The 14,722-nt window shown below is 72.5% G+C and carries 13 protein-coding genes; 7 read left to right on the top strand and 6 right to left on the bottom strand.

The window, feature by feature from the left end:
- Positions 1-37 precede the first annotated feature (37 nt).
- From IG84_RS38210 to IG84_RS0125450, 3 genes are all read left to right on the top strand, one after another.
- Positions 38-982 carry an MFS transporter gene (locus tag IG84_RS38210; protein ID WP_051862390.1) on the top strand — a complete coding sequence of 315 codons (945 nt, stop codon included), beginning with the start codon at positions 38-40 and terminating at the stop codon, positions 980-982.
- A gap of 102 nt (positions 983-1,084) precedes the next feature.
- A complete protein-coding gene (locus IG84_RS39030) occupies positions 1,085-1,405 on the top strand; it encodes a hypothetical protein (RefSeq protein WP_051862392.1) in 321 nt (106 codons plus the stop codon).
- Positions 1,406-1,468: 63 nt separating this feature from the next.
- Positions 1,469-3,340: a transketolase gene (locus IG84_RS0125450; RefSeq protein ID WP_031061774.1), complete on the top strand. Its 1,872-nt coding sequence runs from the start codon at positions 1,469-1,471 to the stop codon at positions 3,338-3,340.
- A gap of 37 nt (positions 3,341-3,377) precedes the next feature.
- Here IG84_RS0125450 and IG84_RS0125455 read toward each other — a convergent pair whose 3' ends face one another.
- Positions 3,378-4,745: a hypothetical protein gene (locus IG84_RS0125455; protein WP_031061777.1), complete on the bottom strand. Its 1,368-nt coding sequence runs from the start codon at positions 4,743-4,745 to the stop codon at positions 3,378-3,380.
- A 112-nt stretch (positions 4,746-4,857) separates the two neighbouring features.
- Between IG84_RS0125455 and IG84_RS0125460 the strand changes: the two genes are divergently transcribed.
- Positions 4,858-6,105, top strand: coding sequence for a molybdopterin-dependent oxidoreductase (locus tag IG84_RS0125460; RefSeq protein ID WP_031061780.1), 1,248 nt, complete (start codon positions 4,858-4,860; stop codon positions 6,103-6,105).
- Between the two features lie 361 nt (positions 6,106-6,466).
- On the opposite strand, the gene IG84_RS0125470 is transcribed toward IG84_RS0125460, so the two are convergent.
- The 3 genes from IG84_RS0125470 to IG84_RS0125480 are packed head-to-tail and all read right to left on the bottom strand — an operon-like array spanning position 6,467 to position 8,630.
- Positions 6,467-7,276 (bottom strand): class I SAM-dependent methyltransferase, encoded by an 810-nt coding sequence (locus IG84_RS0125470; protein WP_031061786.1) that lies wholly within the window; start codon positions 7,274-7,276, stop codon positions 6,467-6,469.
- A complete protein-coding gene (locus IG84_RS0125475; protein WP_031061790.1) occupies positions 7,273-7,890 on the bottom strand; it encodes a TIGR04282 family arsenosugar biosynthesis glycosyltransferase in 618 nt (205 codons plus the stop codon). The genes IG84_RS0125470 and IG84_RS0125475 overlap by 4 nt, the downstream gene beginning before the upstream one ends.
- Positions 7,887-8,630: a glycosyltransferase family 2 protein gene (locus IG84_RS0125480; protein WP_382467510.1), complete on the bottom strand. Its 744-nt coding sequence runs from the start codon at positions 8,628-8,630 to the stop codon at positions 7,887-7,889. The genes IG84_RS0125475 and IG84_RS0125480 overlap by 4 nt, the downstream gene beginning before the upstream one ends.
- A gap of 114 nt (positions 8,631-8,744) precedes the next feature.
- On the opposite strand from IG84_RS0125480, the gene IG84_RS0125485 reads away from it, so the two are divergent.
- A complete protein-coding gene (locus IG84_RS0125485) occupies positions 8,745-9,578 on the top strand; it encodes a response regulator transcription factor (protein ID WP_051862394.1) in 834 nt (277 codons plus the stop codon).
- A 2-nt stretch (positions 9,579-9,580) separates the two neighbouring features.
- Positions 9,581-10,693: a sensor histidine kinase gene (locus IG84_RS0125490; RefSeq protein WP_031061798.1), complete on the top strand. Its 1,113-nt coding sequence runs from the start codon at positions 9,581-9,583 to the stop codon at positions 10,691-10,693.
- A 68-nt stretch (positions 10,694-10,761) separates the two neighbouring features.
- Here the strand turns inward: IG84_RS0125490 and IG84_RS0125495 are convergent, their stop codons facing one another.
- Positions 10,762-11,763, bottom strand: coding sequence for an NAD-dependent epimerase/dehydratase family protein (locus IG84_RS0125495; RefSeq protein WP_031061801.1), 1,002 nt, complete (start codon positions 11,761-11,763; stop codon positions 10,762-10,764).
- A 248-nt stretch (positions 11,764-12,011) separates the two neighbouring features.
- Here IG84_RS0125495 and IG84_RS0125500 point away from each other — a divergent pair, with 248 nt between their 5' ends.
- Positions 12,012-14,177: an ATP-binding protein gene (locus tag IG84_RS0125500; RefSeq protein ID WP_063761852.1), complete on the top strand. Its 2,166-nt coding sequence runs from the start codon at positions 12,012-12,014 to the stop codon at positions 14,175-14,177.
- Positions 14,178-14,236: 59 nt separating this feature from the next.
- On the opposite strand, the gene IG84_RS42995 is transcribed toward IG84_RS0125500, so the two are convergent.
- Positions 14,237-14,704: a flavin reductase family protein gene (locus IG84_RS42995; protein ID WP_425424065.1), complete on the bottom strand. Its 468-nt coding sequence runs from the start codon at positions 14,702-14,704 to the stop codon at positions 14,237-14,239.
- Between the last annotated feature and the right edge of the window lie 18 nt (positions 14,705-14,722).

Below are 14,722 nucleotides of genomic sequence, written 5' to 3' on the forward strand. Positions count from 1 at the left end.
CTCGGGGGACCCCTTCAAGGAAAGGGCGGGCAGAGCAATGAGGCTCTTCCATGTGCGCGAACTCGACGAGTACCCGACCAGTGGACAGCGGATGCGCATCCTCTCCATGGCGGTGCTCGCTGTCCTGATCGCTTCCTACGAGGGGCAGATCGCCCCGGTGGTGCCGCTGCTTCTCGAAGACCTGGACATCTCGCTGAGCACCTATGGCGCGGTCTCGGCGACGGCACTCGTCGCCGGGGCCGTCGCCTCGGTGGTGGGCGGGCGACTCACCGACGCCGTGGGCCGTGTCCGGCTGATCGTGCCCCTGCTGATGCTCACCGCGGTGTGCTGCTTCCTGATGACCACGGTCCACTCGCCCGGTCAACTCCTGGCTGTACGCGCCGTGTTGTCGGTCGTCGACGGCATGGCCATGGCCGGGACCGCGCCGCTCGTGCGGGACTTCTCCCCGCGGATGGGCCGCGCCCAGGCATTCGGCTTCTGGACCTGGGGGCCGGTCGGGGCGAGCTTCCTGGCCGCGACGGTCGCGAGCCTCACACTGCCGCTCTTCGATGACTCCTGGCGTTCACAGTTCGTCATCATGGGGGTGGTCTCGCTCATCCTCTCCGTGGTGATCGCCTTCAACATCGCGGACCTCTCACCCGAACTCCGGGCCCGCATCGTCCAGTCCGAGCAGGAGTCGGTGGCCCGGACGGACCGTTCCGCGCCGCCCCGCGCCCGCGACCTGTTCGCCCAACGCGCCATCTGGGCCCATGTGGTGGGCATCGCCTCCTGGCTCGTGCTGTACATCACTCTCACCCTCTACGGGCAGACGATGCTCGCGGAGAGCTTCGACCTGGAAGCCGCGAGAGCCTCCCAGGTCATGTCGGCGTTCTGGGTACTGAACATCCTCACGCTCATCGTGGCCGGCCGCGTCTCGGACCGGCTGCAGCTGCGCAAGCCACTGTGCGTGGCCGGCACAGCGGCTGCCGCGATCCTCGCCTGATACCTCGCGAGCCTCATCGGGCGCGAAGGCGTCCCGCACTGGCACATCGCCGTCACCGGTGCACTCCTCGGCGGCGCCATGGGATGCGCCTACGGGCCGTGGATGGCGAACTTCTCGGAGAACGCGGAGGACGTCGACCCGCGGCTGCAGGGCACCGCCTGGGGAGTGTTCAGCTTCCTGACCAAGGCCATGGCCGTCCTGGTGCTGCTGATCGTGCCCCACGTGGTCGAGGCGTACGGCTGGCGTGCCTGGCTGTTCGTGGCGGTGTGCTGCATGGCCCTCTTCGTACCCGTGTCCCTGCTCTTCCGTGGTCCGTGGCGACGCCCGAAGACGGCGCTCCGCCCCTTGCCCACCGTCGCCGCCGAGCCGGGGACTGTTCCTCCCGTCCGGCCAAAGGGGCCAAAGACGGGCTCCGGGCGGTAATCAGCCGCCCGGATCCGGGAACCCATCACCCGGCATCCGCCGCCCCCTACGAAAGGCGCCGCCATGACCACGGTGAGTAACACCACACTCGGCCCTGCCAGCGACTCGGCCCAGCTCTTCGAGCTCGCGCAGCAACTGCGCGTGGACTCGGTGCGCGCAAGCACCGGGGCCGGGTCCGGGCACCCCACCTCCAGTCTGTCGGCGGCCGATCTGATGGCCGTCCTGATGTCCCGTCATCTGCGTTACGACTGGGAGGCGCCCGACAACCCCGCGGGTGATCACCTGATCTTCTCCAAGGGGCATGCGTCACCCCTGCTGTACGCGATGTTCAAGGCGGCCGGTGTCGTCGGCGACGAGGAGCTGATGACGACCTATCGCCGCTTCGGCCACCGGCTGCAGGGCCACCCCACGCCGGTGCTGCCCTGGGTGGACGTGGCCACCGGTTCTCTGGGCCAGGGCATTGCCTACGGCGTCGGCATCGCGCTGGCCGGCCGGTACCTGGAGAAGCAGCCCTACCGGGTGTGGGTCCTGTGCGGGGACAGCGAGATGGCCGAAGGCTCCGTATGGGAGGCCCTAGACAAGGCCGGCCACCACGAGCTGGCCAACTTCACCGCCCTCATCGACGTCAACCGGCTCGGCCAGAGCGGTCCCACCGAGCTGGAGTGGGACACCGACAGCTACGCCCGCCGCGCCGAGGCGTTCGGCTGCCGTGCGATCGTCATCGACGGCCACGACCTCGACGCGATCGACCAGGCCCTGACCACCGCCGCCGATGGGCAGGCCCCCACCGTCATCGTCGCCAAAACCGTCAAGGGCCGTGGGGTGGCCGAGGTGGCGGACAAGGACGGCTGGCACGGCAAGCCGCTGCCCGAGGACCTGGCGGAACGCGCCGTCGCCGAACTGGGCGGCCCGCGCGACCTGCGAGTACGTGGCCCCCAGCCGCCCGATGCCACTCCCGCCCCGGCCCCGGCCGCCGAGCCCGTGGAACTGCCCCGCTTCGACCTCGGTGACAAGGTGGCCACCCGCGTCGCCTTCGGCAAAGCGCTGGTCGCCCTCGGCGCCCGCCCCGACGTGGTCGCCCTGGACGCCGAGGTCGGCAACTCCACCCACGCCGAGGACTTCAAGAAGGCATACCCGGAGCGGTACTTCCAGACCTACATCGCCGAACAGCAGATGATCGCGGATGCCGTCGGCATGGCCGTCCGCGGCTACCGTCCGTACGCCACCACCTTCGCCGCCTTCCTCACCCGCGCCCACGACTTCATCCGGATGGCGGCTGTCTCCGAGATCACCATGGCTCTGTGCGGTACCCACAGCGGCGTGGAGATCGGTGCCGACGGGCCCTCCCAGATGGGCGTCGAGGACCTCGCGATGATGCGCGCCGTACGCGGTTCCACCGTCTTCTACCCCAGCGACGCCACGTCCGCGGCCGCCCTGACCGCAGCCATGGCCGACGTCGAGGGCATCTCCTACCTGCGCACCACCCGCGGCGCCTATCCCGTCCTCTACCCCGGCGACGAGACCTTCCCCGTCGGCGGCTCCAAGACCCTGCGCCACAGCGCGGACGACCAGGTCACCCTCGTCGGTGCGGGCGTCACCCTGCACGAATGCCTCGCCGCCGCCGACCGCCTCGCCGACGACGGAATTCAGGCCCGCGTCATCGACCTGTACTCCGTCAAGCCCGTCGACGCCGACGCACTCGCCCGCGCCGCCCAGGACACCGGTGCTCTCGTCGTGGCCGAGGATCACCACCCCGAAGGCGGCATCGGCGAGGCCGTCCTCTCGGCGCTCAGCGCATCCGGCAGCCACCCCGCCTTCGCCCACCTCGCCGGCACCGACCTGCCGGGATCCGGCACCACCGACGAACTCCTCGACGCAGCGGGCATCTCCCGCGCCCACATCGCCGAGGCAGCCCGCACCTTGCTGAAGCGGTAGCCCTGCCGCGGCACGGGGCGCCCGGCATCCGCTCCGGTCACCAAGCGGTCAGCAGCAGATGATTGAGGAGCAGTGCGAGCACGGCCTGTGCCGCGAGCCAGCCGCGGGGACCGCTGAGGAACGCGCACGCCGGCAGCAGCCACATGGCGAACGGCAGCCAGATGCGCTCCGTCTCCGCCTTGCTCATCCCGGACAGATCGGCGGCGAGGAGCGCGAGCACGGCGGCGGACACGAGCAGGGCGAGCCGTGCCTCGGCGGAGGGGCCGCCGGCCGGGCCCGGCCGGGTGCGGAGGCGGTCGCGCTGCCGGACGAGCGTGCCGGCGGCGCCCCGCAGTCCCGCCACCGTCGCGAGCCCCACGACGAACACCGTGCAGGCGAGGTTGGCCCACACCCAGTAGCCGTACGGCCGGATGCCGCCCGCTCCTTGGTAGTAGCGCTCGACCAGCAGGTGGTAGGCGTCCCACCAGTGGAAGCCGGCGAGTGTGAACGCCGTCGGCACGACGACGAGGCCGAGCAGCAGGAAGGGGAGCACCCTGCCCGCGTTCCGCTTCCGGCCGAGCAGCAGCACAGCCGCTACGAGCAGTGCGAACAGCGTGAGTCCGTACGAGAGGTAGCAGGTCAGGCCGAGCAGCAGCCCTGAGCCGAAGGCGGCGGCCCGTCCTCGGCGCCCCGCCCGGCTCGTCACCGCGAGCGCCGACAGGGCGACGGTCCATGCGGCGACGGCAGCGAAGTACCCGTCGGCCGACGTGCCCATCCACACCGCGGCCGGCGTCAGCGCAAGGAACGGCGCCGCCCGCCGCGCCAGGCCCTCCCCGGCCAGTGCCCGCACCGTCACGAGCACGGCCACGCACGCCGTGGCGCCGACGGTGATGCACCAGGCCCCGGCCCACCCGCCGCCGCCCAGGCCGACCCGGTCGAGGAGGACGAAGGTGAGCGACGCGGCCGGGGGATGTCCGGCGACGTGCGGGGGCCAGTGGCCGGGCGAGTGGAGCAGGATGTGCCGGGTGAAGTCCCGCAGGGTCCCGGGGATGTCGTGGAAGCGGTCGATGACCTGGAGGTACTCGTACCTGGTCGTCAGCCGCCGGGCGATGCCGCGGTGCCAGCCGTCGATGAGCGCGAGGGACCATGTCCAGGCCATGGCGGTGCCCCAGGCGCTGAGGAGCAGGGCACGCCAGGGCAGGCGGGCGGCCAGGGACGGGCCGTACGCCACGACGGCGACCGCCACGGCGAGTGCGGCCGGAGTGCCGGGGCCCAGGTGGGGCACCCAGTTGGCGTACAGCGGAGGCCGGCCGACGCGGAGGGTGCCGTCGGTGCGCTCGATGGCGGTGCCGGCCAGCGCGGCCGCCACGACGAGCAGCACCGCGGTCCCGGCCGCGTACAGATCGCGCAGGAGATCGCGGTTCACACGGGAACGTTAGGCCGGACGGCGGCCGTCGACGCCCTGACAGGCGCGGACGTCAGCGTTTCGTCATCGGTTGCGGGGTCCGTCGCGGGGCGTCCGGCCGTACGGTCGGCGCATGGCACGATCCACCTCCTTCCCGGTTCGCTGGCGCAGCCCGCTGCGCGGCCCCTGGTTCACCTCGGCGCTCGGTGTGGTGCTGCTCGCCGGGATCACCGTGCTGTTCGTGACCGGGCTCCTGTCGTACGCGGCGTACAACCCGGACCTGTCGCCGGTGAACGACAAGACTCCGGACAAGGGCCTGCTCGGCTTCTACCTCTTCTCCTGGCCGACCGGCCCGTACTGGCTGTACCGGCTCACCCAGGGCGTCCACGTCACGCTCGGCATCACGCTCGTCCCCGTCCTGCTGGCGAAGCTGTGGTCGGTCGTGCCCAGGCTGTTCCAGCTACCGCCCGCGCGGTCGGTCGCCCACGCCCTGGAGCGCATCTCACTGCTCCTGTTGGTCGGGGGCGCACTGTTCGAGTTCACGACGGGCGTGCTCAACGTCCAGCTCGACTACGTGTTCCCCGGCTCCTTCTACCCACTGCACTTTTACGGCGCGTGGGTGTTCTTCGCCGCGTTCGTCGCACATGCCGTGCTGAAGGTGCCCGCGGCCCTACGGAACCTGCGCGGTCTCCGTGAGGACGAGGGGCTGCCCCGGGAGCGGGCAGGGCAGTTGAGGGCCCCGCATCCCGACCCGCCCACCGTCTCGCGTCGGGGTGCGCTGTGGCTGGTCGGGGGAGGTGCACTGCTGCTGTTCGGTACCTCGGCGGGACGCAGTTTCGACGGTCCGCTGCGCCGGACTGCCGTGCTCACGCCGCACGGGGGAGCGGACCCGGGCAGTGGCCCCGGCGGCTTCCAGATCAACAAGACGGCCGCGTACGTGGGGGTGACCGCGAGGGAGACGAGCGGGGAGGCATGGCGGCTGGTCGTCACGGGGCGCACCGGAATCGTCCGGCTGAGCCGGGCCGAGCTGCTGGCCCTGGACCTGCACAGCTCGGCGCTGCCCATCGCCTGTGTGGAGGGCTGGTCGACCTCCGACCAGTGGTGGCGGGGCGTACGGCTGCGGGATGTTGCACAGCTCGTCGGGTACGACGCGGACACGGCGCCCGATGTACTGGTGGAGTCGCTCCAGTCGCACGGTGCCTTCCGCCGGGCCGCCCTGCGCACCAACCAGGTGCGCGATGCGCGCTCGCTGCTCGCCCTGGAGGTCAACGGTGAGCCCCTGACCCTGGACCACGGCTACCCGGCGCGGGTCATCGTGCCCGGGGCGCCCGGAGTGCTCAACACCAAGTGGGTGGCCCGGATGACGTTCGGAGAACTGTGATGGTAAACCGCCCGGGTATCGGAAGCGCCCTGCGGCACCGGAGCGGAAGCAGCAAGCGGATCCGGATCGGCAGTCCGCTCCAACTCCTCCTGCTGGCATGCTCGTTCGCGCTCGCCGGTTACGCGGGCATGCGGCTGCTCGCGGACGACTGGTTCCAGGTGGCGCTGTGGTTCGTCGGCGCCGCCCTGGTGCACGACCTGGTGCTGCTGCCGCTGTACGTCGCCGCGGACCACGCGGCCGTACGAGCGTTCGGCGCGCTCGGCCACCGGGCGGGCGCCATGTACGTACGCGTACCGGCCGCCTTCTCGGGGCTGCTGCTGCTCGTGTGGTTCCCGCTGATCAGCGGGCAGGTGGCAGACCGCTACCGGTCGGTCGCCGGGCTGTCGGGCGACGGCTTCGCGGCCAGATGGTTGCTGATCACGGCAGTGCTGTTCGGCGGCTCGGCGCTGCTGCTGGTGCTGCGGCTGCGCAGTGCGACGAAAGCGCGCCCACCGGCCGCCCACTGACCGACGGCATGCCAGCCCCGCGCGCGGGCACACCGGAGCAGCGCCGGGGTCCCGAGCCGGGCCCAGGGGAACGGGGCACCCGCGGTGCCCCGGACGCCGCCGGCACCGGTGAGGTCGGCAGTACGGACGATGCGGACGCTGGCGAGCTCGTCCACGTCCACCGGGACCGTTTCGGCGATCAGCAGACCGCCCGGGAGGAGAAGCCGGGCCAGCCGGCCGAGCAGGGCCGGCGGGTCGCCACCGATGCCGAGGTTTCCGTCGAGCAGGAGGACGGTGCCCCACCGGCCCTCACCGGGCAGCGGTTCGAAGACGGAACGCCGCAGCGCCTGCCCGCCGCGCCGGTTGGTGCGGTCCACGGCGGCTTCGCTGACATCGATGCCGAGTGCCGCTCGCCCCGAGGCGGCGAGCTCCACGACGAGCCTCCCCGGCCCGCACCCCACATCGAGCACGGCGCCTTCGCAGCGGGTCAGGACCTCCCGGTCCACGGCGTCGGCGCGCGCACACCACCGCTCCACCTCCAACGGCAGCAGCCAGCCGTCGGTACGCCGGAGGAAGAGCGGCCCGCGGCCGGCGCGCAGGGCGTCGGCGTAAGGGTCGGCTGCCCAGGGGGCCACGGCGGTACGTCCAGTGGTGTGCTGCGCTATCGCTTCGTGTGCGGTGTTCATCGGCCGGCGACCGCCTGGAGACGGGTCAGTTCCGCGGCGAAGCGGCCGTGCGGCGCCGACGCGGAGACCGCCTGCGCGTCGGCCGCCGTGTCGACGTCGCGCAGCCGCGGCAGATCGCGGACGCGCAGGCCGGCGGCGACGAGCCGGTCGCGCTGGACGGCGCCGGTGGCGGGCGTGGACATCGGGACCCCGCGCAGCAGAGAGGGATCGGGGGAGGCCAGGCCCAATGCCCAGAAGCCGCCGTCCTCGGCCGCACCGAAGCAGGCGTCGTGGCCGGCGAAGTCGACAGTCAGCAGGTCCGGTGTCACCTGCGGTGTGTCCATGCCGATGAGCAGGGCCGGGCCGTCGCAGCTCGCGAAGGCCGCGGCCAGCCGCTCGTCGAGGCCGCCCGTGCACTGCGGTACGAGGTCGAAGCCGGGCGGCAGCCAGGGGCCGGGGTTCCCGTCCAGCACCAGCACACGGCGCTCCGCGGGGGTCGCGGCCACCGTACGCAGCGTGTCCACGAGGGCCGCCTCGGCCAGCTCCGCCGCCTCCGCGGGCGTGAACGGCGGGGTGAGCCGCGTCTTCACCCGCCCCGGCCGGGGCTCCTTGGCGATGACGAGCAGGGTGGTCATCGACGGGTGCCTCCTTGCGCGGATGCCGGGGATGCCGCGGTCGCCACCGGCGCGGCCGGCGCTTCGGCGAGGACACGGCGCATGTCACGGACCGCCTGCCAGGTGCCGCGCCAGGTGCCGGTGACCTTCGATGTGCCGCTGCGCGGCAGGTACGGCACGTCGTGCTCGGCGATGCGCCAGCCGGCGTCGGCGGCGCGGACCACCATCTGGAGCGGGTAACCGCTGCGCCGGTCGGTGAGGCCGAGGGCGAGGAGCGGCTCACGACGGGCGGCGCGCAGCGGTCCCAGGTCGTGCAGGCGAAGCCCGGTGCGGCGACGCAGCATCCGGGCGAGCGCGACGTTACCGACGCGGGCGTGCACGGGCCAGGCGCCCCGACCTTCGGGCCGCCGCCGGCCCAGTACCAGGTCCGCCTCGCCCGCCCGTACTTCCCGCACGAAGGGAACGAGCAGCGTCGGGTCGAGCGAGGCGTCGCAGTCGCAGAAGCACACGATGTCGGCGGTGGCGGCGGTCAGCCCGGCGTGGCAGGCGGCGCCGAATCCACGCCGCGGTTCGTCGACCACGGTGGCGCCCAGGCCACGGGCGACGTCCGCCGAACCGTCCGTGGACCCGTTGTCCACGACCAGCGCCCGCCAGCCGGGCGGGATGCGGTCGAGTACCCAGGGGAGGGCCTCGGCCTCGTTCAGGCAGGGCAGGACGACGTCGACGTCCGGCCGGGTGGGAGAGATCTTCACGCCTTTCACCTTACGAGCGCAAAACGCGCATATCGGACTTCGGCTCCTTACGAAACGCGGACATCAAGGGCTGCGGGCGCCTGACGGTCCGCAGTGCCGGGGCACTGGTGCGAGGCTGTCCGCATGGAGCAGACGCCGTACGGGACGCCGGCCGGGCCGGTGGATGAGGGGGCCCGGGCCACCCGCGTCCTCGTCGTCGACGACGACCCCACGGTCGCCGAGGTCGTCGCCGGTTATCTCGACCGGGCAGGACACGTCGTGGACCGGGCCGAGGACGGGCCCGCCGCGCTCACCCGCGCCGCGGCGCACTGGCCCGACCTGGTGGTGCTGGACCTCATGCTGCCCGGGATGGACGGGCTGGAGGTCTGCCGCCGCATGCGCGGACGCGGCCCGGTACCGGTCATCATGCTCACCGCCCGCGGTGACGAGGACGACCGCATCCTGGGCCTGGAGGTGGGCGCCGACGACTACGTCACCAAACCGTTCAGCCCACGGGAACTCGTGCTGCGGGTGGAGTCGATCCTGCGCCGCACGCGACCCCGCGCCGAAGCGCACTCCGGCAGGGAAACGCGCCTGCTGAGTGCGGCCGGGCTCACCGTCGACCCCGCCGCCCGCCGCGCCACCAAGAACGACGCCCCAATCGCCCTCACCCTCCGCGAGTTCGACCTGCTCGCGTTCTTCCTCCGCAACCCCGGCCGCGCCTGCAGCCGCGAGGGCCTGATGCGGGACGTGTGGGGCTGGGAGTTCGGTGACCTGTCGACCGTCACCGTCCATGTCCGCCGGCTGCGCGGCAAGATCGAGGACGATCCGGCCCGGCCCCGGCTGATCCAGACCGTATGGGGCGTGGGCTACCGCTTCGATCCGGGCGACGGCGCCCTGGAGAGCGACGGCGCGAACGGCGATGCCCGCGAGGGCGCCGATGCCCGCGGGGGCGGCGGCGCGGACGGCGAGGAGTGACCGTGCGCGACACTCTTCTCATCGCCCTGTTCGCCTTCCTCGGCGCCGGTGCTGCCGGACTCCTCGGCGCGGGGGCGCTGTGGCTGCTGCGCCGCCGCTCGCTCACCGCCTCGCTCGCCGTGGTGGCCGCGGTGGCCGTGACCGCCATGCTCGCCGGGACCCTCGTGGTCGCGTGGGCGATGTTCCTGTCCCCGCACGACCTGACCGTCGTCACCACGGTCGTCGCGATGGCCGCCGTGGTGTCCCTGGCCACCGCCCTGCTGCTGGGCCGATGGGTCGTCGCTCGCAGCCGGGAACTCCAGCTCGCCGCCCGCTCTTTCGGTGACGGCGGCGCCTTCGCCGCTCCCGCCCGGCCGGCGGTCTCCGAACTCGCCGCGCTGAGCGATGAGTTGGCCCACACCAGCGCCAGGCTCGCCGAATCCCGGGACCGTGAACGGGCCCTGGAGACGTCCCGGCGCGAACTCGTCGCCTGGATCTCGCACGACCTGCGCACCCCGCTCGCGGGCCTGCGCGCCATGAGTGAGGCGCTGGAGGACGGCGTGGCCGCCGACCCGGACCGCTACCTGAAGCAGATCCGCGCCGAGGTCGAGCGCCTCAACGACATGGTGGGCGACCTCTTCGAACTCTCCCGCATCCATGCCGGCGCCCTCACGCTCTCCCTCTCCCGCGTCTCCCTGTACGACCTCGTCGGCGACGCCCTCGCCGGAGCCGACCCGCTCGCGCGCGAACACGGGGTGAAGCTCGTCGGCGACCGGGTCGAACCCGTGCCCGTCGAGGTGGACGGCAAGGAGATGAGCCGCGTACTGGGCAACCTCCTCCTCAACGCGATCCGGCGCACCCCTGCCGACGGCACGGTGGCGATCGCCACTGAACGCTGCCCCGACGGTGTCGTCCTGTCCGTCACCGACGGCTGCGGCGGCATTCCCGAAGAGGACCTGCCCCGGGTCTTCGACACCGGCTGGCGTGGCACGCACGCCCGTACCCCGCCCGCCGGCGCGGGCCTCGGCCTCGCCATCGTCCGCGGCATCGTCGAGGCCCACCGGGGCCGTGCCGCCGTGTGCAACATCTCCGGCGGCTGCCGCTTCGAGGTGACACTCCCCGCGGCCGATTCCTGAGCCGTCCGACTCGCGGACCGGACGGGATTGCTGAGCGGACGGACCTTCCGATCGGGGCGCGCCGGTGCTCATCCCTCCCGCAGTTCCGCCCGCGCGAACTCCCGCATTCCGTCCGCGAATCCGATCCGAATCTGCCAGCCCAGTTCGGCCCGCAGCCGGGACGAGTCCGCCGTGATGTGGCGTACGTCCCCCAGTCGGTACTCTCCCGTGACCACCGGCTCGGGGCCGCGGCACGCCGCGGCCAGCGCCCGGGCCATCTCGCCGACCGTGTGCGGCTCGCCGCTGCCGGTGTTGTACGCCGTGAGCGCACCCGCGGGCGCAGCAGCCTCCAGCGCCGCTACGTTTGCCGCCGCCACGTCCCGCACATGCACGAAGTCCCGTCGCTGGCGGCCGTCCTCGAAGACGCGCGGGGCCTCACCACGGGCCAGCGCCGAGCGGAAGAAGGAGGCGACGCCGGCGTACGGGGTGTCGCGGGGCATCCGGGGCCCGTACACGTTGTGGTAGCGCAACGACACCGCCACGCCGTCCGTGGCACGGGCCCACGCGGCCGCCAGGTGTTCCTGGGCGAGTTTGGTCGTTGCGTACACGTTCCGGGGGTCGACCGGGGCGTCCTCGCCCACCAGCTCGGAGTTCAGCTCCGCGCCGCACTCCGGGCACCTGGGCTCGAACCGCCCCGCCGCCAAATCGGCGACCGCCCGCGGCCCCGGCCGCACCACCCCGTGCCGCGCGCAGGCGTACCGCCCTTCCCCGTACACCACCATCGACCCCGCCAGCACGAGCCGCCGTACGCCCGCGTCCGCCATGGCGGTGAGCAGGACGGCGGTACCGAGGTCATTGCGCGCCACGTACTCACAGGCATCCGCGAAGCCGTTGCCGAGCCCGACCATCGCCGCCTGATGACACACGGCGTCGACCCCGTACAACGCACGCGCGACCGCCTCCCGATCCCGTACGTCCGCATCCGGGTCCTCGCGCACATCGAACACGACGGGCTCGTGCCCGTGCGCCACCAGCGCGTCGACGACATGAGACCCGATGAACCCGGCGCCGCCGGTGACCAGTACCCGCATGCCTCCACGCTAGGACGAACCCCGTGCCGCACCGCGGGGGCACACCCGCCCGTCATCGATCCGTAAGACGAGCTCGCGGCCGATCGGAAAAGGTACGGCTCAGTGCATGGCGATTCACGGATCGCCTACTCCCGCATCGTCACGGTCGGCTGCCGTCGCGGTCGGCCACTTTCTGTCCAATCGTTACTCAGCGTGGCAGGAGTTGGCAGAATGCCCCGTCCTCGGACCATGAGAAAGGGCGGGCGAACGTGACCGGTCGGCGGCGGGCGGGTAATTTGCCCGCGGAGGCGAGGGAGCTGGTCGGGCGGCGGGCGGAGCTGGCGCAGGTGCGGCGGCTGTGCGAAGAGACCCGGCTGGTGACACTGACCGGGGTCGGCGGGGTCGGCAAGACGCGGCTGGCGCTGCGGGCCGCGTACGAGGCGCAGCCGTCCTTCCGGGACGGTGTCTGGTGGGTGGAGCTCTCAGCCCTGCGCAGCAGCGTGCTGCTGACGCACACCCTCGCCGAGGCGCTGCCGCTGGCCGATCGGAGCACCCGGCCGGTGATCGACGTACTGGCCGATTACCTCGCCGATCGCGAGCTGCTGCTGATCCTGGACACCTGCGAGCACCTGGCCGACGCCTGCGCCATGGTCACCGAGATCCTGCTGAGGGCCGCGCCAGGACTGCGGATCCTGGCCACCAGCCGCCGCCTCCTGGGCGTCGTGGGCGAGCAGGTGCTCACCGTCGAGCCGTTACCGGTGCCGGAGGCCGCCACCCGGGCGACCGGCGAGGCCGACGCGGTCGTGCTGCTGGCCGCCCGGGCCGCCGAGACGGTGCCCGGATTCACGGTCACCGACGCCAACCGGGCGGTGGTGGTGGGGCTGTGCCGGCGGCTGGAGGGACTGCCACTGGCCCTGGAGCTGGCCGCGGCCCGGCTGCGGGAGTGGCCGCTGGCGGAGTTGGCCGAGCGGCTGGCGGACCGGTTCGCGGCTCTCGGCGAGGCCGGCGAGACCGATGAGGTGGGGGAGGGGGCCGAATCCGCACGGAGCCCTCGGCCGCGCTCGAGCGGAGCGGCACCCCCTTGGCATCAAGCGCTGCGGACCGCGATCGGCTGGAGCCACGAACTGTGCAGCCCGTCCGCACGACTGCTGTGGGCCCGGCTCTCGGTCTTCGCCGGCTCCTTCGACACCGAGGCGGTCAGTGCGGTCTGTGGCGACGCACAGCTCCCGGCCGAGCAGATCCCGGGCCTGCTCCAGGCGCTGGTCGACACGTCGATCCTGGTGTGGCAGCCGACCGGTTGCGGGGACCGGTACCGGATGCTGGACACCATCCGCGAGTTCGGCGCCGGCTGGCTGCGCCGGCTGGGCGAGGAAGACGCCCTGGCCGACAGGCAACGGCAGTACTACCTGACGCTCGCCCGCCGGGCCGATAACGCGTGGATGGGGCCGGAGCAGCTCATGTGGAACGACCGGATGGCCGCCGAGCACGCCAACCTCCGCGCCGTGCTCGACCACTGTCTCGCCGACGGGGACGCACAGTCCGCACTGGAGATGGGCGGTGCACTGTGGTTCCTCTGGTACGCCTGCGGCCTCGCCAAGGAAGGACAGCACTACCTGGACCAGGCCCTCGCTCTCGAAGCAGGCTCTGGACCGGTGCGTGCCAAGGCCCTGTGGTCCCGTGGAGTGGCGGCCTTCGCGCAGGGCGACACGGATACCAGCCTCCGCCTCGCCCGCGTTTTCCGGGAGGCCGTGGCGGGCGAAGCCGACGAGACCGCCCCGGTGGCCGCCGCCTTTCTGGAGGGAGCCAGTCTTACCGTGAGCGGTCGGCAGACGCAGGCCGCCGAGGTGCTCGACACGGTGCCGGGCAGCCGGCCGGCCAGTGGGAGTTACGACGCGGCATGGGGCCTGGCCCGCGGCGCCCGCGCCTTCGCCCACGTCCACCTCGGGCAGTTCGCCGAGGCCGCAGCGGTCGCCGAGCAGGTACGTGCCGAGTGCGCCCAGAACGGCGAGACCTGGGTCCGCGCCTACGGCGACTACCTCAGCGCCCTCGCCCTGCTGGGCCTGGGGCAGGCAGAGGAGGCCGCGATCCACGCCCGTACCGCCCTCAACGGCAAACAGCGCCTCCACGACAGCCTCGGCATCGCCATCACCCTCGACCTGCTCGCCTCCGCGTCCGTCGCCTCCGGGCGCGCCGAGCATGCCGCCCGGCTCCTCGGCGTCTCCCAGCAGGTCTGGCGCACCGTCGGCACCCCTCAGATGGGCTCGCCCGAACTCATCGCCGCCCGCAACGCGTGCGAGGAACAGGCCCGCCGCCTCATCGGCGACGACGCCTACCGGACCGCCTTCCGCACCGGTTACGACGCCGTCCCGGGTACCGGTATGGCCTACGCTCTCCACCCACCCGAGACCGCCCCGCCGCATGCCGCGGTCGACTGATCACGGGCCGGCGCAGCGAGGCGTGACGCAGACGGACGGAGCAGTCCCCGCATGCCCGTTCACAGATCCGGATGCTTCGTCGCCACGTGGTAGTACCCCGAGTGGAAGACCAGAGGGGCGCCACCGTCGGCCTCGTACTGTTCGACCTCGCCGAGGAAGATGATGTGGTCGCCGGCGTCGATGCGTTGGACGGTGCGGCATTGGAAGCGGGCGACCGCGCCGTCCAGCAGCGGGGTGCCGGCGATGCCCGGGGTGGTGGGGGTGCCGCGGAATTTGTCGTCGGCTGGGGTGGCGAACTGGCGGGAGAGGTGGTGTTGATCGGCGGCCAGTACATGGACGGCGAAGTGCGAGGCGTCGGTGAAGTCCGGGAGGCTCGGAGCGTTTTTGTCGGGGCACCACAGGACGAGGGGCGGGTCCAGGGAGACCGAGGTGAAGGAGTTCGCGGTCATGCCGACGTTGCGGCCGTCGGGGGCGCGGGCCGTCACCACCGTCACACCGGTGGCGTACTGGCCCAGCGCGCGGCGCAGTTCGCGGCCGTCGAAGCG

It is taken from the genome of Streptomyces ochraceiscleroticus (assembly GCF_000720485.1).
Lineage (GTDB): Bacteria > Actinomycetota > Actinomycetes > Streptomycetales > Streptomycetaceae > Streptomyces > Streptomyces ochraceiscleroticus.